The organism is Marinobacter sp. LQ44 (assembly GCF_001447155.2).
Classification (GTDB): domain Bacteria; phylum Pseudomonadota; class Gammaproteobacteria; order Pseudomonadales; family Oleiphilaceae; genus Marinobacter.
Genome location: NZ_CP014754.1, coordinates 4,144,595 through 4,168,616, shown reverse-complemented (window position 1 = coordinate 4,168,616; position 24,022 = coordinate 4,144,595). Strand labels below are relative to the sequence as shown.

25 protein-coding genes are annotated in these 24,022 nt (G+C 59.7%); 7 read left to right on the top strand and 18 right to left on the bottom strand.

Annotation, left to right across the window (positions count from 1 at the left end):
* The first annotated feature begins 23 nt into the window (after positions 1-23).
* Genes ASQ50_RS19085 through ASQ50_RS19065 form a run of 5 tightly spaced genes read left to right on the top strand, consistent with a single transcriptional unit; the run spans position 24 to position 5,955 of the window.
* A complete protein-coding gene (locus tag ASQ50_RS19085) occupies positions 24-962 on the top strand; it encodes a DUF58 domain-containing protein (RefSeq protein WP_058090129.1) in 939 nt (312 codons plus the stop codon).
* Positions 959-1,429 carry a DUF4381 domain-containing protein gene (locus tag ASQ50_RS19080; protein WP_058090130.1) on the top strand — a complete coding sequence of 157 codons (471 nt, stop codon included), beginning with the start codon at positions 959-961 and terminating at the stop codon, positions 1,427-1,429. The genes ASQ50_RS19085 and ASQ50_RS19080 overlap by 4 nt, the downstream gene beginning before the upstream one ends.
* A complete protein-coding gene (locus tag ASQ50_RS19075; RefSeq protein WP_082888523.1) occupies positions 1,423-2,442 on the top strand; it encodes a vWA domain-containing protein in 1,020 nt (339 codons plus the stop codon). Before ASQ50_RS19080 ends, ASQ50_RS19075 begins: the two co-directional genes overlap by 7 nt.
* Positions 2,435-4,234: a vWA domain-containing protein gene (locus ASQ50_RS19070; RefSeq protein WP_058090132.1), complete on the top strand. Its 1,800-nt coding sequence runs from the start codon at positions 2,435-2,437 to the stop codon at positions 4,232-4,234. Before ASQ50_RS19075 ends, ASQ50_RS19070 begins: the two co-directional genes overlap by 8 nt.
* Complete coding sequence (locus ASQ50_RS19065; RefSeq protein WP_058090133.1) at positions 4,228-5,955, top strand: BatD family protein; 1,728 nt, start codon at positions 4,228-4,230, stop codon at positions 5,953-5,955. Before ASQ50_RS19070 ends, ASQ50_RS19065 begins: the two co-directional genes overlap by 7 nt.
* A 28-nt stretch (positions 5,956-5,983) precedes the next feature.
* Here ASQ50_RS19065 and ccmI read toward each other — a convergent pair whose 3' ends face one another.
* Genes ccmI through ccmA form a run of 9 tightly spaced genes read right to left on the bottom strand, consistent with a single transcriptional unit; the run spans position 5,984 to position 13,246 of the window.
* Positions 5,984-7,261 (bottom strand): c-type cytochrome biogenesis protein CcmI, encoded by a 1,278-nt coding sequence (ccmI, locus tag ASQ50_RS19060; protein ID WP_058090134.1) that lies wholly within the window; start codon positions 7,259-7,261, stop codon positions 5,984-5,986.
* Between the two features lie 48 nt (positions 7,262-7,309).
* Positions 7,310-7,780, bottom strand: coding sequence for a cytochrome c-type biogenesis protein (locus tag ASQ50_RS19055; protein WP_058090135.1), 471 nt, complete (start codon positions 7,778-7,780; stop codon positions 7,310-7,312).
* Positions 7,780-8,316, bottom strand: a complete 537-nt coding sequence (locus ASQ50_RS19050; RefSeq protein WP_058090136.1) for a DsbE family thiol:disulfide interchange protein — start codon at positions 8,314-8,316, stop codon at positions 7,780-7,782. Before ASQ50_RS19050 ends, ASQ50_RS19055 begins: the two co-directional genes overlap by 1 nt.
* Entirely contained in the window at positions 8,313-10,319 is a 2,007-nt protein-coding gene (locus ASQ50_RS19045) for a heme lyase CcmF/NrfE family subunit (RefSeq protein ID WP_058090137.1), read from the bottom strand. The genes ASQ50_RS19050 and ASQ50_RS19045 overlap by 4 nt, the downstream gene beginning before the upstream one ends.
* A gap of 36 nt (positions 10,320-10,355) precedes the next feature.
* Positions 10,356-10,835, bottom strand: a complete 480-nt coding sequence (gene ccmE, locus ASQ50_RS19040; RefSeq protein WP_058090138.1) for a cytochrome c maturation protein CcmE — start codon at positions 10,833-10,835, stop codon at positions 10,356-10,358.
* 14 nt (positions 10,836-10,849) lie between these two features.
* Positions 10,850-11,086 carry a heme exporter protein CcmD gene (gene ccmD / locus ASQ50_RS19035; protein ID WP_058090139.1) on the bottom strand — a complete coding sequence of 79 codons (237 nt, stop codon included), beginning with the start codon at positions 11,084-11,086 and terminating at the stop codon, positions 10,850-10,852.
* 3 nt (positions 11,087-11,089) lie between these two features.
* A complete protein-coding gene (gene ccmC, locus ASQ50_RS19030; protein ID WP_058090140.1) occupies positions 11,090-11,833 on the bottom strand; it encodes a heme ABC transporter permease CcmC in 744 nt (247 codons plus the stop codon).
* A 59-nt stretch (positions 11,834-11,892) separates the two neighbouring features.
* The gene (ccmB, locus tag ASQ50_RS19025) at positions 11,893-12,618 is read right to left on the bottom strand and encodes a heme exporter protein CcmB (protein WP_058090141.1); all 726 of its coding nucleotides are present in this window, start codon (positions 12,616-12,618) and stop codon (positions 11,893-11,895) included.
* Positions 12,611-13,246, bottom strand: a complete 636-nt coding sequence (ccmA, locus tag ASQ50_RS19020; protein WP_058090142.1) for a cytochrome c biogenesis heme-transporting ATPase CcmA — start codon at positions 13,244-13,246, stop codon at positions 12,611-12,613. Before ccmA ends, ccmB begins: the two co-directional genes overlap by 8 nt.
* A gap of 134 nt (positions 13,247-13,380) precedes the next feature.
* Between ccmA and ASQ50_RS19015 the strand changes: the two genes are divergently transcribed.
* Both ASQ50_RS19015 and ASQ50_RS19010 read left to right on the top strand, forming a co-directional pair.
* Positions 13,381-14,778, top strand: coding sequence for a flagellar hook-length control protein FliK (locus ASQ50_RS19015; protein ID WP_227513216.1), 1,398 nt, complete (start codon positions 13,381-13,383; stop codon positions 14,776-14,778).
* A complete protein-coding gene (locus ASQ50_RS19010; protein ID WP_058090143.1) occupies positions 14,775-15,092 on the top strand; it encodes an EscU/YscU/HrcU family type III secretion system export apparatus switch protein in 318 nt (105 codons plus the stop codon). The genes ASQ50_RS19015 and ASQ50_RS19010 overlap by 4 nt, the downstream gene beginning before the upstream one ends.
* Here ASQ50_RS19010 and ASQ50_RS19005 read toward each other — a convergent pair.
* The 9 genes from ASQ50_RS19005 to ASQ50_RS18965 form a co-directional block, all read right to left on the bottom strand.
* The gene (locus ASQ50_RS19005; RefSeq protein WP_058090144.1) at positions 15,078-16,181 is read right to left on the bottom strand and encodes an ATP-binding protein; all 1,104 of its coding nucleotides are present in this window, start codon (positions 16,179-16,181) and stop codon (positions 15,078-15,080) included. The genes ASQ50_RS19010 and ASQ50_RS19005 overlap by 15 nt on opposite strands.
* A complete protein-coding gene (locus ASQ50_RS19000) occupies positions 16,178-18,457 on the bottom strand; it encodes an ATPase, T2SS/T4P/T4SS family (protein ID WP_058090145.1) in 2,280 nt (759 codons plus the stop codon). The genes ASQ50_RS19005 and ASQ50_RS19000 overlap by 4 nt, the downstream gene beginning before the upstream one ends.
* A gap of 26 nt (positions 18,458-18,483) precedes the next feature.
* Positions 18,484-18,876, bottom strand: a complete 393-nt coding sequence (locus ASQ50_RS18995) for a DUF2802 domain-containing protein (protein WP_058090146.1) — start codon at positions 18,874-18,876, stop codon at positions 18,484-18,486.
* Between the two features lie 65 nt (positions 18,877-18,941).
* A complete protein-coding gene (locus ASQ50_RS18990) occupies positions 18,942-19,430 on the bottom strand; it encodes a chemotaxis protein CheW (protein ID WP_058090147.1) in 489 nt (162 codons plus the stop codon).
* Between the two features lie 155 nt (positions 19,431-19,585).
* Positions 19,586-20,341: a chemotaxis protein CheW gene (locus tag ASQ50_RS18985; protein ID WP_058090148.1), complete on the bottom strand. Its 756-nt coding sequence runs from the start codon at positions 20,339-20,341 to the stop codon at positions 19,586-19,588.
* Positions 20,334-21,131: a ParA family protein gene (locus ASQ50_RS18980; RefSeq protein WP_058090149.1), complete on the bottom strand. Its 798-nt coding sequence runs from the start codon at positions 21,129-21,131 to the stop codon at positions 20,334-20,336. The genes ASQ50_RS18985 and ASQ50_RS18980 overlap by 8 nt, the downstream gene beginning before the upstream one ends.
* A gap of 187 nt (positions 21,132-21,318) precedes the next feature.
* Positions 21,319-22,101, bottom strand: a complete 783-nt coding sequence (gene motD, locus ASQ50_RS18975) for a flagellar motor protein MotD (RefSeq protein WP_058090150.1) — start codon at positions 22,099-22,101, stop codon at positions 21,319-21,321.
* Between the two features lie 17 nt (positions 22,102-22,118).
* Entirely contained in the window at positions 22,119-22,859 is a 741-nt protein-coding gene (locus ASQ50_RS18970) for a flagellar motor protein (RefSeq protein WP_058090151.1), read from the bottom strand.
* Entirely contained in the window at positions 22,859-24,019 is a 1,161-nt protein-coding gene (locus ASQ50_RS18965; protein WP_058090152.1) for a protein-glutamate methylesterase/protein-glutamine glutaminase, read from the bottom strand. Before ASQ50_RS18965 ends, ASQ50_RS18970 begins: the two co-directional genes overlap by 1 nt.
* Positions 24,020-24,022 lie beyond the last annotated feature (3 nt).

Below are 24,022 nucleotides of genomic sequence, written 5' to 3'. Positions count from 1 at the left end.
CAGCAGGAGGCAGTAACGACAGCATGGTTAACGCAATTCCCGCCACCCACATCACCTTGCAGGAGCTGGTGCGACTCCAGGCTGACGCCCGGGCACTGAAGCTGCCTTCGGCACGGCCGGTGCGGTCCCGACAGTCAGGCCTCCGGCAATCTCGCCAGCGAGGCCGTGGAATGACCTTTTCCGAAGTTCGTCAGTATCAGCCCGGGGACGACATCCGGAGTATCGACTGGCGGGTAACCGCCCGGCGTCAGGCTCCCCATACCAAACTGTACGAAGAAGAACGGGAGCGACCGGTTCTGTTGATCGCTGACCTGGGCCCAACCCTGTTTTTCGCCAGTGCCGGCGCCTATAAGCAGGTACGTTGTGCCCAGCTCACAGCATTGCTCGCCTGGCTGGCGTTGTGGGCCGGCGACCAGGTAGGTGGACTGGTGTTCAACAGCGAGAAACTGGAAGTACTGCGCCCGGCACGGCGTCAGAAATCGGTACTGCGCCTGCTGGACCAGCTTGCCAGCCAGCAACACCGGTCTGACTCACCACCCGCACCGTCAGCCTCCACGGAACACCGCCTGGATACCGCACTGGCAGAGGCACGCAGGGTTGCCCATACCGGTAGCAGGATTTTTGTCATCAGCGATTTCATGGACGTAACAGGCTCGACAACCAGCCTGTTAGGTGCCCTGGCCAGGCACAACAGCGTCAGCGCCATACGCATTCTTGACCCCCTGGAGAACGAGTTACCGCCTCGGGGCCGGTTCTCCATTGCCGGCCCGGACGGTCCCATCTGGTTCGATGCCTCCAACACGGCATTCCAGAGAGCATGGCGCGAAAAAGTAGCCACCCATGAACAGCAACTGGCTGACTGCTTCCGCACCTCCGGGGTGCAGGCAGCCAAGGTACTGACTCAACAGGAACCGGCCGCCGCACTACGTATTTTGCTGGGCCCGGGAGGTCGCATCGGATGAACGGACAGGACCCACTGGCCCAACTGCGGGATATCCACCTTCCGGACACGGGCGGAATCTGGCCGCCGGCGCCCGGTTGGTGGTTTCTGGCAATCGTGTGCGCCGTTGGTCTTGCGGTCGCGGTAACGCTGTGGCGGCGGCAGCGCCGAAAAACCGCGTGGCGCCGTGAGGCCCGCCGCCTGTTGACGGACCTTAAGGCCCGCGCCAGCAAAACCCCTGAGTGGTTTGGTGAGCTCAACACGTTCCTGAAACGGGTGGCCAGGCAGGTGCACCCCAACCAGAATCCGCAAGTCATGTCCGGTGAGCAATGGATCGCCTTTTTACTGGCGACCGCGCCTGACAACCGGATAGCTTCCCGCCCGCTGGTGGAAGCCATGGTCGCCAGCACCTGGCAACCCAGCCCAACCGCCGACCCAAACCAGGTGCTGGATTTCGCAGTCCTCTGGCTGGAGGCACAGATATCATGAGCCTTGCTTACCCCTGGCTTCTGTTATTGGCGCTTCTGCCTCTACTGTTTCTGGTCCGCCGACACAGCAAACAGGCCGCCGATGCCCCGGTTATCCCTGTCGGCCATTGGCTTTCCGGGTTACCCGGCGTCAGCAGCAGTGGCCAGGCGACACCCCGCTGGCGGCGACTGCTGTTGTTGCTGGCCTGGCTATGCCTGGTGGTGGCCATTGCCAGGCCCCAGCATGTCGGCGAACAGATCCAGATGCCGGTCAGTGGTCGCGACCTGATGCTGGTGGTGGATATCTCCCCGAGTATGGATGAGAAAGACATGGTTCTGCACGGTCGTGGCATAGACCGGCTGGAGGCGGTAAAACGAGTACTGGATGAATTTATTGACCACCGGGAGGGTGACCGGCTTGGGCTTATCCTGTTCGGTACCGAGCCCTATGTGCAGGCTCCCCTGACCTTTGACCGGGAAACCGTACGCACCTTGCTCCACGAATCCGGCATCGGCATGGCCGGAAGGGCCACCGCCATCGGTGATGCCATCGGACTGTCAGTTAAACGACTGCGTGACCGGCCCCAGGATCAACGCGTGGTGGTGTTACTCACCGACGGTGCCAATACCGCAGGCCAGCTCACACCAGACAAGGCCACTGAAATTGCCCAGGCGGCCAGCGTCAGAATCTATACCGTCGGCATAGGAGCCGATTCCATGGTTCAGCGAGGACTGCTGGGAACCCGTCGGGTCAACCCGTCCCGTGATCTGGACGAAGACCTGCTGACCCGAATGGCCGAGCAGACTGGCGGGCGGTACTTCCGGGCCCGCAGCCTGCCGGAACTCGAAATGATCTACGACAGCATCAATCAACTGGAGCCCATTGAACAGGAAGGACAGTTCTACCGACCGGTCACCGAACTCTATGTCTGGCCTGCCAGCGCAGCGGTCGGCTTCTGGCTTATCCTGCTGGCGACACGGCTTGGCGGTGGGATCCGGCGCAAGGCAGACGACCCGGAGGCAAACCATGGCTGATTTTCACCTGATCCGGCCACTGTGGCTGCTGTTGGCACTGACCATACCCCTGCTTTACCTGATGCGCCACCGGCTGCGGCACGGTGGCACCGGCTGGGAGCACTACATCCCGCCAGCGTTGCTGAACCCGTTGATCCGGCGTCAGGGGCAGCAACCAGGGGCCCGGACCATCTCTCCCCTGCTACCACTCAGCTTCGGCATCCTCGCCCTGTCGATAGCACTTTCAGGCCCAAGTTGGCGCCAGGCACCAACGCCGTTGAAACAGCCCGAAGACAGCCTGGTGATTGTGCTGGACCTGTCGTTATCCATGCTGGCAACGGATGTTGAGCCGGACCGTCTGACCCTGGCCAAACGCAAGATCCGGGACATTCTGGCGGCTCGGGAAGGGGGCCTGACCGGCCTGTTGGTGTATTCCGGCGATGCCCATGTAGTGACACCCCTGACCGAAGATCGCCGCACCATCGAAGCCATGCTCAACGTGCTGGAGCCAACCATCATGCCCGCCCAGGGCAATCGGGCTGACCTCGGAATAAAGCGCGCTGTCGAGCTGCTGGAACAGGGTGCACCGGGCAGGGGCCGGATTCTGCTGATTGCTGATGACGTACCGGCTCGGCACCACAACGATATCCGTGCCCGGTTGCAAGGCACCCCGTACAGCCTGAACACTCTGGTAGTGGGCTCCCGGGAGGGTGGGCCCATTCCCCTGGCCAAGCGGGGCTTCATCAGGGATAACGGAAACATTGTCATCACCCGGGCCGATCCTGACAGCCTTGCCAGACTGGCCCGGGAAAACCGAGGCTTAAGCCACGAACTGACTCTGGGTGACACCGACATCCGGCAACTGCGATTGCAACCCGAGGTCAGAGATGACTGGTCCCGGGGTGAGGATGGTCTGACCGTTAACCGCTGGCAGGATGATGGTTATTGGTTGTTATGGCTTTCACTGCCCCTGTTACTGCTGGGCTGGCGAAAAGGGGCGTTTGCCGTCTGCGCGATGGCCATACTGCCACTGGCCCTGACTCCCCGCCCGGTGATGGCATTTGACTGGAGCGGGCTCTGGCAGCGAGAGGACCAGAGAGGCCCGGAGTTGATCGAACGGAACCCGGCACAGGCAGCCGACCTGCTGCAACAACCAGGCTGGAAGGGCTCCGCCCTGTACCGGGATGGCAGATTCGATGACGCCGCCCAGGCCTTCGCAGACCAACCGGGCGCTGTTGGCCATTACAACAGAGGCAATGCCCTGGCCAGAGCCGGACAATTGAAGCAGGCTCTTGATGCCTACCAACAGGCCCTGGATGATCATCCCGACTTCGAAGATGCCCGGGCCAACCATGAGCTGGTCAAGCAGTTGCTGGAACAACAGGACTCAAGTTCGCAGAACGGCGATCAGAACCAGGATAATCAGGACCAGCAGGACAGTTCCGGTGACCAGAGCCAGGATTCACAGCAGGGCGAAGGTTCAGAATCGGAGCAGAACGATCAGGGCAATGACCCCGGCCAGTCCCGGCAGCCAGATGCTGATCAGCCCGATGACACCGATCAGAGCGATGGAGAGCCCGAACAGGACACAGCCGAGGGCGAGCCGCAGGAACCGTCTGACAACACAGAGCATGACACCGGCGAGCAGACCGCCGAAGCACCGGCAGCCATCTCTGAACAGCCCCTCACCCAGGGCCAGGAACAATGGCTAAGACGCGTACCCGACAACCCCGGCGGACTACTGCAGCGCAAATTCCTGCAGCAACATCAACAACGTCAGACCACAGCGGACGAGGGCGACACACCATGGTAAAACGCTTTCTAAAAACCATCAGCCGTCTGGGCTTGCTCGTGTTGCTGACAGCCTCCCCGGCCCTGGCGGACACACTGTCGGTAGAGCCAGACCGCACCCAACTGTATCAGGGGGAAGTCCTTACATTGACGGTCAAAGGCTCAATGAAAATCGACATCAACCTGAACAATCTATTCAACTTCGATCTGTCTCAGTTGCCATCACCGGATATCGAGAAGGTTGAACCGGATTTCGAAATTCTTGCCCGGAACCAGCGCTACAGCGTGCAAACGGTCAATAATGACATGGTCGGCGAGATTACCTGGACCTACCAGTTGGCACCCACCCGCACCGGCACCCTGACCATCCCGGCGTTGACTTTCAAGGACGCCAGTTCATCCCCTGTCACGGTTGAAGTGACCGACGGCACCCCACCCAATCAACCCGCCGCGGCCAGGGACAGTTTCATTGAGCTGGCAGCGGACAAAGCCGAGGTCTATGTTCAGGAACAGCTGGTGCTGACCATCCAGCTGTTTTTCTCCGGAAACCTGATCCGGGGCGAGCTGTCAGAACCCGAACATCCCGACGCAATCATTGAGCCCCTGGGCAAACAGCGGGAATACGCTCGCTACCGAGATGGTATTCGCTACCGGGTGGTAGAGCGACGCTATGCCGTTTTCCCGCAACAACCGGGTGAGCTGACCCTGCCCCCAATCCGCTTTGAAGGACAAGCCCGTGACGCCTCCGGCCAGCTCCGCTTTCTGCGAGACCGCCAGGAGCTCTTCGACGTAAGGGTAAAGCCAGTACCCGACGGCTATCCCGCCAATCAAGCCTGGCTGCCTGCCAGCCAACTGAGCCTGACCGATGAAGGATTGCCGCCCTCCGGAGAACTTCAGGCGGGCAGCAATCTCAACCGAAAACTGACACTGGAAGCCGTTGGCCTGCCTTCCGAGGCCCTGCCGGCACTGCCCCAAACGGTACCCGATGCCATCCGCAGCTACCCGGAACAGCCACTGAGAAACACGGAAACCACCACAGACGGTCTGCGCTCGACCCTGCAACTGGTCTCTGCCCTGGTGCCGGTGCAATCGGGCGAGGCTGTGCTGCCGGCCATCCGCATCCCCTGGTGGAACACCCAGACCGACGAGCTTGAATACGCGGAATTGCCACCACGCCGTTACGCCATCGCAGGTGGAAGCGCCGTGGTCGCCGCGCCTTTATCAGAGTCCGGGCCAACACCAGACGCACTGCCGGAAGCAACCGTGACTACGCCATCTGGCGTTGACGGGGTGTCACCCTGGTTCATCTCCAGCCTCGTTCTGGCAGGCTTGTGGCTGGCCACGGCGGGGTTGTGGTGGTACTCCCGCAAGCGGAATACACCAGCACATCACGAGAGTCATCCGGAGGATGCAAGCGAGCAACAGGCTTTCGCCACGCTCAAGGCGGCCATTAATGGTCTCTCAGCCCAGACCACCGGGCTCATGGTGAAATGGGCAAGACTGCGATTTCCCGGTCAGGGTTTCGTCACTGTGGAGGATGTCATCGACTTTAGCGGGGACCCGGGCCTGGCGAAAGCGGTCGGGCGATTTCAGGAAAGGCTATTCTCCAATCACTCACTACCTCATGGTAACCAGGTAGCGAAAGACCTGACCCGATGTCTGGAAGGCCTGCGAAACCGTCAAGCGGCCCCGGCCGACACAGCGGGTTTGCCGCCACTGTACCCGGCCGGCCTGTCACACTGACGGGGTCGGCCGCAGTGGATTCGGAGAATCAGTTGGTGAGTTCCTGATTGATCACCAGCTGCACGGGCTCACCCTGCGCGTCCGCTGACAGCACCTGTGCTTCTACCCTGCCCTGCCAGTCTCCTGGCTGAGGGTTAACACTGCCGCTGCGGCTGAGACGCGCAATAATCACAACGTCCTGCTCGGCCGAAATGGTGGATTCCGGTGACATCGCATAACGGTCATCCAGCCGGATATCTGCCGGTAAGGCGCCGGCAGTCAGGCGGGCAACCGCCACCGGAGCCCCCTGGCTGGTGCCCGCTGATCGGGCAAAAATGAACAAGGCAGTGTCAGCAGGCACCTGATCCTGAAGATCTTCATCCAGGGACACTCGCAAAGACACACCCGGGCCACTGGCCGCTTCTGGCTCGGAGGATGGCTCTGACGCTGGAGGCTGCTGCCCCATACGGCGATAGGACTCGTCAATGCCACCGCGGATTGAAGCTATCTGTGGATGATCCGGCGCCACCTCGACAATCCGCTCCCAGTAACCGATCGCCGCCTGATAGTCCTGCTGGCTAAACGCGCTGATACCCAATAGCCCCAGCGAGTTCACTTCGTCAGGGTTCAACGCCTGTGCCGCCTCGATGGCTTCCACAACCTCCGGGGTCATCTGACCTTCGGTGGTAAAAAACAGTGCCTGGGCAGACAGTCCGTAAGCTACCGCACTGGAGTCTGAATCTTCTTCGACTACCTCCGCCAGCCGGCGGAACGCCTGTGCAGCCTCTTCGTACCGTTCAATGCGCATGTAGGTCTGGCCCAACATGGCCCAACCATCCGGGTTATCAGGATTCGCCTCCAACCGATTACGCAGTTGCTCAGCCAGCTCGGAAACCCGTGCTACCTGCTCACCGCCGGATGCGTTCATCTCCTGCATCGCCAGGTATTGTTCAACCTGCTCCATAGCGCCCCAGCGATCGTAGGCCAGGAAGGTGCCCGCAGGTAGCAACAACACAACGGCAAGGGCAACGACCATGGCGCTGCGACGGCCGGGGATGCGCTTCTCGGGCACCGCATCTTCCGGAACATCGTCCAGCATGGCGCCAGCCAGCTCTTCTCTGAGCAGCTGGTAGTTCTCATCGTCCAGAATACCCGATTCGTATTCGTGCTCGAGTTCTTTCAGTCGGCTGCGATACGCCAACAGGTTCTGGTTTCGAAGGTCGGTTTCCTGTCGCGCTTGCGGACGGTGAAAAAACACCGGGTAGAGTACGAACGCCAGGGCAAAGAGAATGAGTACCGTCGCGGCAATCCAGAATGTTTCGGTCATGGAACTATCATCACAGTTAAAAAGGGTTTGCAGGGATCAGCGGCGTGTTCACCGATCCTCGTCGGCCAGTATTCGATTGACCCGTGCTTTTTCGTCCGGGCTCAACGCTGGCTCTGCAGAGTCTCGACGCCGGGACCGCAGCACCACGCCGGCAACGATCAGCACGCCGCCAAACACGGCGATGGCCGGAAACGCCCAAAGCACGATGGTACGGCGGTCTACGGGGGGCTTGTACTTGACGAACTCACCGAACCTGTCCACGAGGGCGCCGACAATCTCGTCGTCCGTTGCGCCAGCCTGCATCATCACGTACACCTGATCACGCATATCCTTTGAGATGGGCGCGTTGGAATCGGCAATGTTCTGGTTCTGGCATTTCGGGCAACGAAGCTCCGCAATCAGACTGCGAAAACGCTGTTCTTCGACCTGGGTATCGAAATCGTAAAACTCCGGCGCCTCGGCCTGGGCCGACGCGGAAAACACCAGCAACGCTGCCAGTAACATGGGCACGAAACGCATCAGCCAGCCCCCCTTGCCTGATTGATCACGGGCAGCAGTATCTCTTCCCATACCCGTTCGTTGACCACACCGACATGGCGATAACGCACGACACCCCCGGCATCGATTACGAAGGTCTCCGGTGCACCGTATACACCCAGGTCAAAGCCGAGCGAACCTCTCGGGTCGAAGATAATGGTCTGGTAGGGGTCACCCAGGCGCCCAAGGAAGCGGAATGCGTTTTCCCGCTGGTCCTTGTAGTTAAGCCCGATAATGCGAACCCCCTTATCGTTGGCAAGCCACATCAGGTACTCGTGCTCATCCCAACAGGCCGGGCACCACTCGCCCCAGACATTGAGCAGTGACACCTCACCCTGGAACACGGTCTGATCCAGCATCGCGCCCGGCTCGTGCAGGCTCTCCAGGCTAAACTCCGGAACCGGCTTGCCGATCAGTGCCGATTCAAGCTCTGTGGGGTCTTTACCAATACCCGCCGCCAGGAAGACACCAACGGCCACAGCCAGCACCAGGGGCAGGAACAGCATCAAACGCTTCATGCACCAGCCTCCGCCGGCTTGCCGCCCGCTGCATCCGTATCCTTTTTCGGCTCGGCCAGCCCAGCCGCAGCTTTCACCCGGATCCGATAACGCTTGTCTGAAATAGCCAGGAAACCACCAATCGCCATGATCAGCGACCCCAACCACAGCCAGCGGACCAGAGGCTTGTACTGCAGGCGAATGGCCCAGGCATCGTCTGTGATGCGCTCACCGATGGCAACAAACACATCCCTGAAGAAGCCTGCATCAATGGCTGCCTCGGTCATCACGCTCATGCCCACGGGGTAATTGCGCTTCTCGGGGTGCAGGTTGGCGACCTGCCGGCCATCAACAAAGACATCGAACTCACCGTACTGGGCGGTAAAGTTTGGCCCCTGCCGCTCTCCGATGTAGTTAAACACCACGGTGTAGTCGCCCACTTCGGCGGAACCACCAGGCACCATGCGCACATCCCGCTCGATGCCATAGTTCGAGACCACCGTGGCCCCGGCCATCACCATGGCCATGCCCAGATGCCCGAGAACCATGCCGTAATAGCTGCGCGACTGGCGCGTCAAGCCATGCCAGCGGCCTTTCCGGGAGGCAGACTTGTCCCACAAATCCCAGATCGTAGCCAGGGTTACCCAGGCCGCCGCAAACACGCCAGCAAACGCCCAGGGCGCAAAGCCACCGTAAACCAACATCACCGCGGTCGCGACCAGTATGCTGACCGCCAGAGGCCAGAGCAGCTTGCGCCCCATCCAGCCGCCGTCTGTCTTTTTCCAGCGCGAGAAGATACCGGCACCCAGCAGCAACCCAGCAGCCACCGCCATCGGGCTGAAAGTTGCGTTGAAGAACGGCTCGCCAATCGATAGCTTGCCCATGTTCAGGTAATCGAGCACCAGTGGGTAAAGCGTGCCAAGGGCCACCAACAGGGTCGCGGCCACCAGCAACACGTTATTGAGTAACAGGAAGGTCTCCCGTGACAGGGAACCATAACGGGACCTCACGTGAACCACAGGCGCACGGAAAGCATACAGTGTGAGGCTGCAAACGACGGTAATGCCCAGTAGCGCCAACAGGAAGGTTCCCCGCTCTGGGTCATTGGCGAACGAATGCACAGACGTGAGAACACCGGAGCGAACCAGGAAGGCACCCAGCAGACTCAGTGAGAAGGTGACAATCGCCAGCAGAACGGTCCAACTCTTGAAAACGCCCCGTTTTTCGGTCACCGCCAGCGAATGCATGAGCGCAGTGCCGGATAGCCAGGGCAGCAGGGAAGCGTTTTCGACCGGATCCCAGAACCACCAGCCGCCCCAGCCAAGTTCGTAATAGGCCCACCAGCTACCCAGGGCAATGCCAAGCGTCAGGAATGACCAGGCCACGGTAGTCCAGGGCCGAGACCAGCGCGCCCAGGCCGCATCCAGTTTGCCATTGATCAGCGCGGCAATGGCGAAGGCAAAGGCAACCGAGAAGCCAACGTAGCCCATGTAAAGCATGGGCGGATGCAGGATCAACCCGATATCCTGCAACAGCGGGTTCAGGTCCCGGCCGTCGGCAGGGATGTTTGGCAGAATGCGCTCGAAGGGGTTTGAAGTAATGATGATAAAGAGGAAGAACCCGACGCAGATCATTCCCATTACCGACAGCACCTGCGACACCATGACAGACGGCAACTTGCGGCTGAATACAGCCACCGCCAGTGTCCAGCCGGCCAGCATCAGAATCCACAGCAGCAAAGAGCCCTCATGCCCGCCCCACACAGCACTGAACTTGTAATACCACGGCAGCATACTGTTGCTGTTATTCGCCACATAGGCAACGGAAAAGTCGTCCACCATGAAAGCATGGGTAAGCACGGCGAACGACAGCCCGGTGAACACAAACATGCCGGCGGACAGCGGGCGGGCAAACGCCTGCAAGCTGTCGCGGCCGGTCAGCGCCCCGGCTAACGGGACAACAGAAAGGAGTACTGCCAGCAGCAGCCCAATAATCAGTGCAAGCTGTCCGAGTTCCGGATACATCGGGTTCCTCCAGCGACAGGGAGTTGGATTTAGTAATCAGTACGCGGCAGATTCCGCGGCTTTTTCTGCATCAGCGGCCGGATGCCTGCCTTTTGAGGCCCGCTCCAGGGCTTCGGCCACTTCCGGTGGCATATAGTTCTCATCGTGTTTGGCAAGCACCTGATCCGCCACAAAGCGGCCATCGGCATTCAGCCGGCCCATGGCAACCACGCCCTGGCCCTCGGCAAACAGGTCCGGCAATATGCCTACGTATTCAACGGGAACCGATGCGGCGAAGTCGGTCACCCGGAATTCCACTTTCAGGCTTTCAGGATCACGCATTACACTGCCCTCTTCCACCATGCCGCCGGCGCGGATGCGGATATCCACCGGAGCATTACCTGCGGCAATCTCACTGGGGTCGTAGAACAGATTGATGTTCTGGCGCAGGGCATAGGTTGTCAGGCCCACCGCAATGGCCAGACCGGCTACCAGGAATAACACGATGGTCAGTCGCTTCTTACGAATCGGGTGCATGGATTACCTGCTTTTCAGTCTTGGGAAATTTCAACACGGGTAAAGGTCGCCGACGTGCCAGACGATGCCTTGGCCGGAGCGTCAGGGCCTGCCTCATGCCTGCGCTGGCAAGCCCGGAGCGCCGATTGATTGCGTTTGAATGACAAGACCATCATGCCGGCCAGAAGGACCACGAACACAGCGTAACAGGCCCAGACATAGGGGCCGTGGCCTTCCATCACCATAAACGCCGAGAATGAATCAAACGCCATAGGTTATTTCCTTCCTGCCAGAACCATATCTTTTACCCACCGCGCTCTCTGTTCCCGGATCAGGATCTCGGTTTTCATCCGGATGCAGGCGAACCAGCCAAACAGCAGGTAAAGGCCCAATACAGAGAGCAGCAACGGCATCCACATTTCCATGGGCATGGCGGGCTTTTCGGTCAACTTGAACGTGGACGGCTGGTGCAGTGTATTCCACCACTCCACGGAGTATTGAATGATCGGAATATTGACTACCCCGACCAGAACCAGAACAGCAACGGCACGGGCGGCAGACTTTTCATCGTTAATGGCCCGGTCCAGGGCAATGGCACCACCGTAAAGGAACAGCAGGATCAGCATGGAGGTCAGGCGGGCATCCCACACCCACCAGGTGCCCCAGGTCGGCTTGCCCCAGACAGCGCCGGTAAACAGCGACAGGAAGGTGAACACAAGCCCGACCGGAGCTATAGCTTTTACAAACACATCCGCCAGTTTCATCCGCCACACCAGAGTCACCACCGCAGCGAATGCCATGGAGACATAGATGGACTGGGCCAGGAAGGAGCTGGGCACGTGAATGAAGATAATCCGGTAGCTGTTACCTTGCAGGTAGTCCTTCGGCGCAAATGCCAAACCCCACACCAATCCCGCCGCCAGAAGAAGCAGACCGCCAGCAAGAAGCCAGGGCATAAACCGGGTTGCAATCCCGAAAAACCATTTTGGGGAACCCAATTTGTGAAACCATTGCCACATCAGTTGGTCACCGTCTTAGTGTTCACTGTTCATTTTGCCGGCGGGCAATCCCGGGGCATTTAGCTGTTGGACATACTGATCCGCAACGCCGCCGCTGCCGCAAACGGAGCCAGGGTTGTGGCCAGAACCAGAAACGCCCCCATCAACGCCAGGTAGCCACCCGCCGGGGCACCATCGGCGGCAGCTGCCACTGTGCCGGTGCCAAAAATCAGCACGGGAATGTACAGCGGAATGATCAGCAATGACAAGAGCACGCCGGCCGAGCGCAGTCCAAGCGTTAAGGCAGCGCCGATCGAGCCGATCAAACTGAGCACCGGGGTACCAATCAGCAGCGTTAGACATAAAATCGCAATAGAGTTCCCGTCCAGGTGCACCATTACGCCTAAAACCGGGGTCAATACCACCAGCGGCAGGCCTGTCAGCATCCAGTGCGCCACCGTCTTCGCCAAAACCAGCAAAAACAGGGGTTGGGGTTGCAGCACCAGCTGCTCCAGCGTGCCATCGTCGAAATCGTGCCGGAACAAATGATCCAGAGACAGCAGCACAGACAGCAGCGCCGCCACCCACAGAATGCCAGCACCTGACTGTTTGAGAAAGCTCGCTTCAGGGCTGACGCCGAGCGGGAACAGCGTTACGACCATGATGAAGAAAAGCAGAGGGTTCAACAGATCCTGACGCTGACGAAAAGCAACCCGCATGTCCCGGGCAAACACCGCCGCCATGGCGCTCATTGGGCCGACACTTTCCGCCACCGGTTTGATCATGGGCTTTCCGGCACTATTCATGGGCCGGCCCTCCGCCCAGAGTAATACGCTGTATGCCGCCCAACGACAGATCGTGGTGGGTGGTCACCAATATTGCGCCGCCCTCGGCTGCCCGTTGCTGTAATAGTGCTTCAATGGCGTTAACACCCTGCGCGTCAATGGCGGTAAACACTTCATCCAGCAACCACAGGGGTTCGTCGGCAATCAGTAGCCTGGCCAGCGCCACCCGGCGCTGCTGACCAGCGGAGAGGTTGCGGCACGGCACGTTCTCGTACCCGGACAAACCGGTGCCCGCCAGCGCCTGGCCCAGCACCGCCTCGGTGACGGGCCTGCGGCCCGCCATCAGTGCCTGAAGGTTTTCCATGGGCGTGAGTAAAGGCTTGATACCCGGCCGGTGCCCAAGGTACAAGGTATTGCGAAGAAACGATTCCCGATCACGGGCACGTGGTTGCCCACGCCAAAGAATATGGCCAGACCAGGCATCGTTGAGACCTGCCAGAATGCGCAGCAGCGTGGTCTTGCCGGAGCCATTCGGCCCCTCGACACGGGTCACCGTACCGGGCACTATGGAAAATGACAGGTTCTTGAACAACAGGCGTTCGTCCCGCTCACACTCGAGATCAACCGCCTGCAGTAACGGCTCGGACATCGGGGCCCCGTTCAGGACGAAGGATGCTCAACAGGCATCAGGTGTATGGACGAAGGTCACGCAGGTGCCAACATGAATTCAAGGCATTGGTTGCCAGCGCGGCGTATTATAACGAAAGCGCTCCAGGATTACTCTTGCCCGACATCAAATCCATGACAATGAAGCTGAACGGCGGACAACCACCAGTCAAAACTCCGGACGTGCCAGCGGCCCGGATCCCACCCGGGCAGGCTACTCCTGAACGTCGGGAAAGTGCAACGTCTGTGCCCCTGGCAGACCCTCTCAAGTCTGCACAGCAGCAGCTAATGCAACTCCGGCTCAGCAATAATGAAACCGCCCTGGCCAGAGTGGCCGAGATTATTCAACAGAAAGGCGGTGGCCATGAGTTGATTCTTGAGTTGCGAGGCCGTGCCCTGGCGGTGTCGACAGGCCCGGACTCAGCGGGCCTGTCCACGGGCGATCTGATCAAGGTGATGCGGGCCGGCAACGAGCTGCGCCTGCTTGGCAAGCTGGCCCCAGGCCCAGATGCCAGTATTGCGCGGGCACTGGCCCAGAGGCTGCCCTGGCAACAGAATTTGCAGGCCGGGCTCGGGCAACTGCTGCAAAGCCTGACCAGTGGACTGAAACCTGCCACACAGCCTGGCCAACCTCCGGCCGGGAATGCCACCCTACCCCTGCCCGCCCTTGCCCAGCAACAATTGCAGAACCTGCTTACCAGTCTTCCCCGATCGGATGCTCTGGCACCCGGCGTGGGCAAGACCGATGGTATTGCCCAACAGGTCCGGCAATGGCTAACCGAAAGCGGTGTTTTCGCAGAATCCAGATTGTTACAATCCAGCCAGGCTCAGGGATCACCAGCCGACCTGAAACTGGCGCTGGCAAAAGTTGCGAGTGCTCTGCTATCTGCACAGGGCCAGGGGCCCGAACACTTTAATCGGCTAACCCCCCTTGCCAGTCACGACCTGGTTCAATCACCTCTGCAATTCCCCAATTTCACTGGCTCTGCATCAACCGGCGCTGCCGAGCCCCTATCGGTAGGACAGGCCCTGCGCTTGCTCGCCGGCATGCTGAACCGGATTACCGTCAATCAGCTTCATAGTCAGGTGCTTACTGCCAGGGCCGGTGCCGAACCCGGCACACCCACCAACACGCTACTGATCGAGTTGCCCTGGCTCACGCCACAGCAGGAACCACGCATGGCCCAACTTCGGCTGGAACAATATGAAAGGGGTGAGGAGTCTGCCCAAGCCACTGGTCATGCCTCTGTCAGTGAATGGCGACTGGCGCTTTCCATGGATCTGGACGAAGCCGGGCCTCTTCACTTCGACGTTTCGTTCCGATATCCGTCCGTCAGTGCACAGGTATGGGCAGAAAAACAGAGTACCCTGCGCCAGGTACACGAGGAGCTGCCGCTGCTTCGGCAAAGTCTGACCGACCTGGGGCTCGAGGTAAAAGACCTGGATTGCCGGCGCGGCAGCCCCCAACACACACAAACCCGGCTAGAGCACCGGCTGGTGGACACCAAGGCATGACGAACAAACAGACTGACACAGCCATGCCGGCAGCGGTCGCCCTGAAGTACGACGGCGAGCGGGCACCGGTTATATCAGCCACCGGAACCTGGGAACTGGCGGAGGAGATTATCCGCATCGCCAGGGAGCACGACGTGCCGCTGTACGAGAATGCCGAGTTGGCCGGCATTCTTGCCAGACTGTCGTTGAACGAGGAAATCCCGGAAGAGCTTTACCGGGTGATTGCGGAAATTCTCGCGTTTGCGTTCCACATTCGGGGCCGGACACCCGGAGACGCCCGGCCAACCGAGGGCGACGCCTCAGTTGATCAGTGAACGCAGCGCCCAGGCTTGCTGCCAGTGATCCCCTTTGCGAGGTGCCACAGCGGTCTCGAAATAGTGCTTCAGGCGCCGCCGGTCTTCCGGCTGGTCCTTGAGCGCGGAACCAATGATGTGGTGCATCAGGTGCTCCACGGTCATGGCACCGCCACCGTAATACCAGGCGTTCAGACTGGCCGCGTGGGCCACCGAGACAGCTTCCGCGGTTGAGAGGGCGGCGCCAGCCAGGCGGTCGGTGCTTCGTCCATCCAGCGTCTGGCCGTTGCGCAATTCGTGAAACAGCGTCACCAACACCTCAACCACTGGCTCATCCAGCGCCACCTCGACACCGGCACGCCGATTCGCCTTGGCTACCTCACGAAGGACGACGTCCATTTCATCCGCCAGGTGGCGGATCGGCCGGATTTCCTCGAAATCCATCCGGCGCTTGAGGGCGGCACTCATGCTATGCACACCCTCATCGATGCTGTTCGAGGTCGCCACCAGATTGAAACCTTCCCGAGCCAGGATGACCCCCTCCTCCCCGGACAGTTCCGGAACCACCACCACCCGGTCAGACAAAACCGACAGTATGGCGTCCTGCAGCGCCTGGGGGCAGCGGGCGATCTCTTCGAAGCGAACCAGGCGCCCTTCCATCATGCCCCGCAGCAAGGGGGTTGGTACCAGAGCGTTCACAGTTGGCCCTTCGCTTCGCAGAATGGCTTCGTTCCAACTGTACAACAGATGGCTGACCTGGCTGATGGCGCCGCCCTGAAGCGTCAGCGTAGAGTTACCGGAGATGGCTGCGGCCAACAACTCCGACAACCAGGATTTGGCCGTACCCGGTTCGCCGACCAGCAGGCATCCGCGGTTGGTGCACAGGGAAATAATGATTCGGATGACCACACCACGGTCCGCGACGAACTTACGCTCTATACCCAGCTCCCCATCCCCCAGCAGGAACTTTTCCACCCCACGGGGTGACATCTTCCAGCCCGGCGGAACCGGCCCCTGGTCCATGGCGACCAGTTTTTCGAGCTCTTCCCGATAGGTCACCTCTGCCGGTTCCCTCTGGGCAGAACGGACTGCTTGCTTATTCTGTTTCATCCGGTACTCCTGCGGCCACCGCGTACTTCCGGTGCCATACGCTCCCTCGGTAGGATGCGCGGCAGCTCAGACAACGGGATAATCCCCTCGATAACGTGATCGAGCGCGCTGTCCCGCATGGTTACCAGGCCGGCATCCAGTGCCCGCCAACGCAGCTCACCGATCGGTGGCTGGCTGGAGATGGCGTTCCGGATATCGGCTTCCACCTCCATATACTCAATAATGGCCACCCGCCCCTGGGTGCCACGGCCGTTGCATTTGTCGCAGCCTTTACCCTCGAAACACCGAAAGTCTGCAGGGGCGCCATCCGGAAACACCTCGGCCAGAATGGCAGGGTCAGGTTTTGCGGGCCGACGGCAATGTTTGCAGATGCGCTTGGCCAGGCGCTGGGCAATCACTGCAAGCAGCTCCCCGGCGATGGAGTTGGGGTGAACCCCGAGATCGTACAGGCGCTGGAGTGAATCCACGGCGTCGTTACAGTGCAGTGTCGACAGCACCACGTGCCCGGTCTGGGAGGCTCGAATGGCTTCCAGGGCCGTCTCCTGGTCCCGGATCTCGCCCACCAGAATGACATCTGGATCTTCACGCACGAACGCTCGCATGGCATCAGCGAAGCTGAAACCAATGTCCGCCCGAACGCGGGTTTGCTGGATATTGTCGATGGAATACTCGATGGGATCTTCTACCGTGATCACCTTACGGCGCCCGTCGTCGGCAAGGTTCTGCAAGCCCGCATACAGGGTGGTCGATTTACCCGAACCGGTCGGCCCGACCACCAGCACCAGGCCCGCCGGGTTATCCAGCAAGCGCTGGTAGCGGCTGCCAATGGCTGCTGACATGCCCAGCTCGGCGATGGTCATGGCCCGTCCGGTCTGGGGCAATAACCGAATAACGGCATTTTCGCCATGCAAAGATGGCTGGGTCTGGATTCTGAGATCGTACGACGTATCACCCAGTTGCAACCGGGAGCGCCCGCCCTGGGGCAAACGATGTTCCGCAATATTGAGTTCGGCCCGCAGTTTGATCACATTGATCACCCCCCGGATTTCACGGGCAGATAACTGATACTGCGGCAGGTCGCGTAACTCTCCATCCACCCGCAACCGGATGCGAACCCGGTTTTCGTACTGCTCGATGTGAATGTCGCTGGCTTTCTCGCTGACGGCGTCCAGCAGTATCGCCTCATACACCGATACCAGGTAGGGGCTGATACTCCGGTTGTTACCCTTATCCTCACCCAGCAGGTCCCGGGACCGTTCACTCTCGCTGTCCGGAACGGTCTTACCGTGCTCTGCGACAAACCGGCTGCCCTTGACCGTCAGATCCAGTGCTGACCAGATCCTGCGGAAATCGGTTGGCGTGACCAGCAGGCAGGTAATCCTGTGCCTGGGTGTCAGGCGTTCGAGTTGATCGGTGCGTGCGTCAGGGTCATCGGTGACCACCGTCAGGCTACCGTCTTCCTCTGCCACCGGGATCATCCGGGAAAGATCGAGAAACGTGCGGGAGAACCGTCTGAATAGCTCGGTTTGCAGGCTGCCCAGCACATCGTCGGCATCGGTAAAGGTCATTCCCCGCTGCTGAGCCAGGGACCGATACAGGTCAATCTCCTCCAGGTTCAGCTTGCGCCGGACCACATCCAGAATACGTTCATTCTTTCCAGCTGCTTCCGCCCGGGCCTGGGCCAGAACCGCTTCGTCCACAATTCCCAGATCAATCAGGATCTGTTCGGCATTGCGATTGAAGTCCACCCAGCCCAGGGTTCGGACCCGTTCAATTCGGGCGCCACTGCGCTGAAACATGGCCAGGCTTGGCACCGGGCCCGCCCGGCCTTCCAGGCACACCAGTTTGGCGCCATCCCGCAAAACGGTCACCAGCGCCGCCGGATCGGAAATAAAGGTGGTGCACAGGATCAGGTCGCATAACTCGTCGGTTGGTATCCCATTACCCGCATCAGCAACCAGCACCTCGACGTTGTGTTTACCTCCGAGGGTAAAACGCTCTCTGGCCTTCTCGGCAAGCACGGGGTTGCGGTCCACATAAAGCACACGGTAGGCAAGTTCGGCGAGCACGGCGGTGAGATAGCCAGAGCCGCCGCCAATGTGCATCACCACTTGATCCGGCTCTATTTCCGGGCAAAGTGCCAGCAAATGCTCAACGGTTTCTTCCCTGGGAATGGAGTGGCCGGTAATCGACGGACCAAGGTCAACACCGGAGACGAACGCCCGCCGGTCTACTGCATTGAGAGCCTCGACGGCTCTCGGGTAGGGTTTCTTCATTCAGCAACGCCTGTGACAGCTTTGGATCAGGCCGCCTGACGTTTCTTAAGCGCTGACACCAGTTCGGCCTCGGGACGGGATATTCCGCACGTATTCATAAGATCGTCGATATCCGCACCAAGATCAACCAGACGGGCCGCTTCGTCATAGGAAATTCTCAGCGGGTCATTCTGGCGCATCTCATCCAGGGCGTTACGCAATTCATGCAGTTGCCGCTCGCACGCCACCAGACGCTGGCCGACGCCCATACTGCCGCTGGTTGTGGCGTGCAATTCGCGGCCGAGAGTGTCGCAACGCTGTTTAACAGAGGCCCGCAAGGCGCGGATCTGACGACCATGGATAACACTCTGAACCAGCACCAGGCCGATCGCGACTGCAGTGAGGCCCCAGGGGAGCCAGGAAGGAATGGTATAACTCATGACAGACGTCTCCCTAGTGATTTACCACGGAAGACGTCCATCGGGAGCGCTGGAAGGAGAGGCCCTTACAGCGATGCGATTTCAGCCCACTCGTGGTCTGACAGCATTTTGTCGAACTCGACGAGAATAATCAGCTCGCCATTCTTGTTGCACACGCCCTGGATAAACTTGGCACTTTCCTCGTTACCCACGTTTGGTGCAGTTTCAATTTCACTGGCTTTCAGATAGACGACTTCCGCCACTGAATCCACCAGAATACCCATAACCTGGCTGGAAGATTCCATCACCACAATCCGCGTGGCATCCGTCACTTCTGCGTCCGCCAAGCCAAATCGCCGGCGGGTGTCAATCACCGTAACCACGTTGCCCCGCAGGTTGATGATGCCCAGCACGTAATCCGGAGCACCCGGTACCGGAGCAATCTCGGTGTACCGAAGTACTTCCTGGATCTGCATCACGTTGATGCCGTAGGTCTCATCATCCAGGCGGAAGGTCACGTACTGCAGTACCTGATCATCATGGGCCTGATTTACTTGTCCGCTCGGGGATGCCATAGCGCTCTCTCCTTCTCGGCTGCCCGGCGGGCAACCTGATCGTCAAAAATTCATCATCAGTGCCCAATACTATAGTTAAGGGCACAAACCGTGCCAGCCTTGCACGGTTTCTTTCAGTAACCAATCTGTACAGTGTCCGCCTGTGCGCGGCCACCTCAACTCAGATCCAGATGGTGCTCCCGCTCCGCCCTCACCAACAGGTGGGCCATGGTTCTGACATCAATCAATGCACACATATGATCAATCACCGTACCCGCTAACCAGGGCCGCTTGCTCCGCGCGGTGCGCCAGCGCACCTCATCTGGCTTGAGCGTAAACGACTGGGCAACATCGTCACAGGCCAGGCCCCAATCGCTGTCATCCAGACGGATCACAAACCGATAGTTATCCCTGGCACCGGCAGGCACCCGCCCGGCCATAATCCATTCCGCAGTGTCGACCACCCGCAAATTATGGTCTCGATCCGGGCGAATACCCATATACCACCGGGGGCTGCCGGGAATGGGCCGGATTTCCTCTTCAATTCGATGAATGGCACCAAGCAGTACCAAGGGCACCGCAAGCTGCAGGCCCGCTACTGTAAAGATCAGGCACTCAAACGGCCCCTGGGACCACTCTGGCCGGGTCGGTGGCTCCGGGCTGGGTACCACGTCGGCCTCTGGCTGCCGGACCTCTTGCCGCCGGGGCGGCACAGGGTCTGCGGTAATCGGCGGTGCGGGCGCCGGCTTCATGATCTCGGCCGGTTTTTCCCGGACTCGGGTTCTGGTTTCAGTCTTCGGCCCAGGCGCTGACTGAACCTTTTCCGGCTCTTGCACCTGGGCGCTGCTGGTTGCCGTGTGCAGAAGCTCGTCGAGGTAGCTGGCAATCGCCGCGTCAGGCGCCGCCAGCTGTGTCATTTTTTTGTCAGCCATGCTGCCGCTCCTTCGCGGTAGCGGTTAACGCCAGAACATCGTCAAGCAGATGCCGGTAGGCTCGAACGCCATGGGTGTCTGCATCCAGTGCCGATGGAATAACACCGGCCTGGCTGGCATCCCGGAACTTGGTGTCCACCGGAATGGCAAAACGCCAGAGCTTGTCGCCGTAGGTTTTACGCAACAGATTCAGGCTCTTCACTGAGGCCTGGGTACGGCGATCATAGAGCGTGGGCACAATGGTGTACGCCAATTCGTTCTTCTGGGAACGCATGATCATTTGCAGGGTGTGCAGCATGCGCTCCAGGCCCTTGATCGCCAGAAACTCGGTCTGTACCGGAATAATCAGATGCTGGGCCGCCGCCAGGGCATTGACCATCAGCACGCCCAACGACGGGGTGTTGTCCAGAATCACGTAATCAAAGTCATCCCAGAGTTGCGCCAGGGCCCGGGAAACAATCAACCCCATCCCCTCCACGCCAATCATCCGACGCTCAAGGGTGGCCAGGGCTGTGCTGGCCGGCAGCAACGACAGATTCGGACAACTGGTCTCGGTAATCAGCTGGGCAGGCAGGCCTTCCGGTACCTTGCCCTGGTGCTGGAACAGATCGAATACGCTGTGCGCCAGCGAATCGGGGTCATACCCGAACCAGCTGGTCAGAGAGCCATGGGGGTCAAGGTCGACCACCAGCACGCGTTTGCCGCGTTCGGCCAACAACCCGCCCAGGGCTACCACCGAGGTTGTCTTACCTACACCACCTTTTTGATTGGCTACAGCCCAGATTCGCACTCTTGTTACTCCAGTTTGGCTATGCCCGACAGAAATACCGGCCGCTACTGACCATATCGGCACGCTGGCCCGGAACTTGACTGTCCGCTGTCCGTTTTACGCGGCAAGCCTTTGCCGATCCGGATGATAAAAAGACTGTAATACAGTAAGCGTGCCAGTTCGGCCATACGCATCTGCCACCGGCAGATTAGCGAACGGCACCACGAATACTGGCGTCTCGGGAAATCAGAAGCACAACCCGGCGATTACGGCGCCGCCCTTCTTCGGTGTCGTTTCTCGCTACCGGCTGGTACTGGCCGTAACCCACCGCCGCCAGACGTTCGGGCTCTACACCTTCCATCATCAACATACGAGCCACGGCCGATGCCCTGGCGCTGGAAAGCTCCCAATTGGATGGAAACCGGCTGGTTCTTATTGGCTGGTTATCGGTAAACCCTTCCACCTTGACCGCGTTATCGCGGTTGCGAAGCACTGTCGCGATTTTTTCGATGACCTGGAATGCATCGTAGTGAGGTTCGGCGTCGCCACTACTGAACAGCATGCTGTTTGGCAGGTTGAGCTCCAGCCAGTGTTCATTGGTTTCCAGGCTGACCACGCCCTGACTGATCAGTTCATCAAACTCCATAGTCAGTTGATCTGCCATGGTTCTGAGGGCTTGTGTGCGGCTCTCGGCATCCAGTTGAGGATTGCGAGGGGCTTCGGTGACTGGCGGGGGAATGACGTCTTCTGGTGAACTGGTCGGGGCCCGCAGTGGCTGGTCGCCCACCTGGACAGGCTGCACCGAGCGCTGGGGGGCGTTAAACACGCCTGTCAGGGTTTCGGACAGAACTTTGTATTTACCCTCGTTAACGGAAGACACCGAGTACATGACAACAAAAAAAGCGAACAGAAGCGTGATGAAATCCGCGTAGGAAATCAGCCAACGCTCCTTGTTGTGCAGGTCATCCTGGGGTTGTCTGCGCCGGCGCATAGGCTATTCCGTCCTGATTACTGCAGGAAGCCCCGCAGCCTCAGTTCAATGGATTTCGGGTTCTCACCCTCAGCGATGGCGATGATGCCATCGATCATCATGTCTTCGTAGCGGGTACGTTCCTTGACGATACTTCGCAACTTGTTGGCGACAGGGAAAAACAGCAGGTTGGCCAGGGCCACGCCGTAGATGGTGGCTACAAACGCGGTAGCAATGCCGCTACCCAGAGACTGCGGGTCTTCAAGGTTGGTCATCACCTGAATCAGGCCCATGACCGCCCCGATGATACCGATCGTCGGCGAATAACCACCCATGGCTTCATAGATTCGCGCCGCCTCAAGGTCCCGCTGTTCACGGGATTCCAGATCCACTTCCATAATGCTGCGGATGGCTTCCGGCTCAGCGCCATCAACCAGTAATTGCAGCCCCTTGCGGGCAAATTTCTCCGGCTCCCGCTCTGCCAGGCCTTCAAGGCCCAGCAAACCCTGCTTACGAGCTTTGACGCTCCAGTCAATGACCTTGCCAATGCCATCTTCCAGGCTGATGTAGGGCGGAACGAATACCCAGCGAATCTGTGTCATGGCCCGTTTGAGCATGGGCCAGGAGGTTTGCAGAATAGTGGCCGCCAGTGTGCCCCCAACCACGATCAGCCCGGCAGGCCCATTGAACAGGGAGCCGACGGCACCACCTTCGAGCAGATTGCCACCCAGGATGGCTACAAAGGCAAGGATGATGCCCAGCAGGCTCAGAATATCCATCAGCTCACGCCTTCAACCAGCCGGGGGCCCACTTCATCAAGCGGCAGGATTTCGTCACTCAATCCGGCCTTGGCGACGGCCATGGGCATGCCGTAGATCACCGAGGATTTCTCGTCCTGGGACCAGACCACCGAACCGGACTGCTTCATCATCCGGCAGCCTTCCTTACCGTCTGCTCCCATTCCCGTCAGGATGACGCCCAGGGTTTTTCCCGGGAAGCTGCGGGCAAGAGAACCGAAAGTGACATCCACACAGGGTTTGTAGTTCAGCCGTTCGTCACCCGGCAGGATCCTGACCCTCGCCTGACCGCCACGATTTTCGATCATCATTTGCTTGCCGCCGGGCGCCAACAGGGCATGACCAGGCTTCAGGATATCGCCATCCTCTGCCTGCTTGACCTGAATACGGCAAAGTTTGTTCAGGCGCTCGGCAAAAGCCGGGGTAAAACTGGCAGGCATGTGCTGCACCAGCACAATGGGAGCCGGGAACGACGCCGGCAGTGCGGCCAAGACCTTCTGCAGCGCCACCGGTCCTCCTGTGGAAGTGCCAATTGCAACCACGCTGTAATGTCTTGGTGCGGCTTTCCGGGAGGGCCGCCTTGGCGTTTCCGGCTCGCGGGTCGGCTCTGGCTGGACCGGGGCTGAGCGGTCGCGGGTTACCGGTCTGGCGGGCCGCTCTGGAGGCTGCGGCGCTGCCGGGCGCGAAACCCCGTGACGCGGCGCTGCCGGGCGCGCAACCGGAGCCGCAGAACGACCGCCGGGCTTGCTGCCGGCCACGTCAAGAATCCGATCGATGAGGATTTTCTGAAGTTGGCTGGTATCCCGGGCAATTTCCTCGAAGTTCTTGGGCAGGAAGTCCACTGCCCCGGCTTCCAGGGCATCCAGAGTAACCCGCGCGCCCTCATACGTCAGAGAGGAGAACATCAACACCGGGGTCGGGTGCTTTTTCATGATTAAACGAACCGCCGAAATGCCATCCATCACGGGCATTTCGTAGTCCATGGTAATCACATCAGGGCGCAGCTTTTCGGCCAGCTCCACCCCTTCACGACCATTGGTTGCCGCACCGACAACCTCGATCTGCCCCGAGGCCGTGAGGATTTCCGTCAGCCGTTTGCGAAAGAACCCTGAATCATCAACAACCAGGACAGAAACTGTCATCCA

What these genes read in the sequence shown, in the direction of transcription:
- ASQ50_RS19085 (WP_058090129.1), top strand. Translation starts at nt 24, where the DNA reads ATGGTTAACGCAATTCCCGCCACCCACATCACCTTGCAGGAGCTGGTG.
- ASQ50_RS19080 (WP_058090130.1), top strand. Translation starts at nt 959, where the DNA reads ATGAACGGACAGGACCCACTGGCCCAACTGCGGGATATCCACCTTCCG.
- ASQ50_RS19070 (WP_058090132.1), top strand. Translation starts at nt 2,435, where the DNA reads ATGGCTGATTTTCACCTGATCCGGCCACTGTGGCTGCTGTTGGCACTG.
- ASQ50_RS19065 (WP_058090133.1), top strand. Translation starts at nt 4,228, where the DNA reads ATGGTAAAACGCTTTCTAAAAACCATCAGCCGTCTGGGCTTGCTCGTG.
- ccmI (WP_058090134.1), bottom strand. Translation starts at nt 7,261, where the DNA reads ATGACCGAAACATTCTGGATTGCCGCGACGGTACTCATTCTCTTTGCC.
- ASQ50_RS19055 (WP_058090135.1), bottom strand. Translation starts at nt 7,780, where the DNA reads ATGCGTTTCGTGCCCATGTTACTGGCAGCGTTGCTGGTGTTTTCCGCG.
- ASQ50_RS19050 (WP_058090136.1), bottom strand. Translation starts at nt 8,316, where the DNA reads ATGAAGCGTTTGATGCTGTTCCTGCCCCTGGTGCTGGCTGTGGCCGTT.
- ASQ50_RS19045 (WP_058090137.1), bottom strand. Translation starts at nt 10,319, where the DNA reads ATGTATCCGGAACTCGGACAGCTTGCACTGATTATTGGGCTGCTGCTG.
- ccmE (WP_058090138.1), bottom strand. Translation starts at nt 10,835, where the DNA reads ATGCACCCGATTCGTAAGAAGCGACTGACCATCGTGTTATTCCTGGTA.
- ccmD (WP_058090139.1), bottom strand. Translation starts at nt 11,086, where the DNA reads ATGGCGTTTGATTCATTCTCGGCGTTTATGGTGATGGAAGGCCACGGC.
- ccmC (WP_058090140.1), bottom strand. Translation starts at nt 11,833, where the DNA reads ATGTGGCAATGGTTTCACAAATTGGGTTCCCCAAAATGGTTTTTCGGG.
- ccmB (WP_058090141.1), bottom strand. Translation starts at nt 12,618, where the DNA reads ATGAATAGTGCCGGAAAGCCCATGATCAAACCGGTGGCGGAAAGTGTC.
- ccmA (WP_058090142.1), bottom strand. Translation starts at nt 13,246, where the DNA reads ATGTCCGAGCCGTTACTGCAGGCGGTTGATCTCGAGTGTGAGCGGGAC.
- ASQ50_RS19010 (WP_058090143.1), top strand. Translation starts at nt 14,775, where the DNA reads ATGACGAACAAACAGACTGACACAGCCATGCCGGCAGCGGTCGCCCTG.
- ASQ50_RS19005 (WP_058090144.1), bottom strand. Translation starts at nt 16,181, where the DNA reads ATGAAACAGAATAAGCAAGCAGTCCGTTCTGCCCAGAGGGAACCGGCA.
- ASQ50_RS19000 (WP_058090145.1), bottom strand. Translation starts at nt 18,457, where the DNA reads ATGAAGAAACCCTACCCGAGAGCCGTCGAGGCTCTCAATGCAGTAGAC.
- ASQ50_RS18995 (WP_058090146.1), bottom strand. Translation starts at nt 18,876, where the DNA reads ATGAGTTATACCATTCCTTCCTGGCTCCCCTGGGGCCTCACTGCAGTC.
- ASQ50_RS18990 (WP_058090147.1), bottom strand. Translation starts at nt 19,430, where the DNA reads ATGGCATCCCCGAGCGGACAAGTAAATCAGGCCCATGATGATCAGGTA.
- ASQ50_RS18985 (WP_058090148.1), bottom strand. Translation starts at nt 20,341, where the DNA reads ATGGCTGACAAAAAAATGACACAGCTGGCGGCGCCTGACGCGGCGATT.
- motD (WP_058090150.1), bottom strand. Translation starts at nt 22,101, where the DNA reads ATGCGCCGGCGCAGACAACCCCAGGATGACCTGCACAACAAGGAGCGT.
- ASQ50_RS18970 (WP_058090151.1), bottom strand. Translation starts at nt 22,859, where the DNA reads ATGGATATTCTGAGCCTGCTGGGCATCATCCTTGCCTTTGTAGCCATC.
- ASQ50_RS18965 (WP_058090152.1), bottom strand. Translation starts at nt 24,019, where the DNA reads ATGACAGTTTCTGTCCTGGTTGTTGATGATTCAGGGTTCTTTCGCAAA.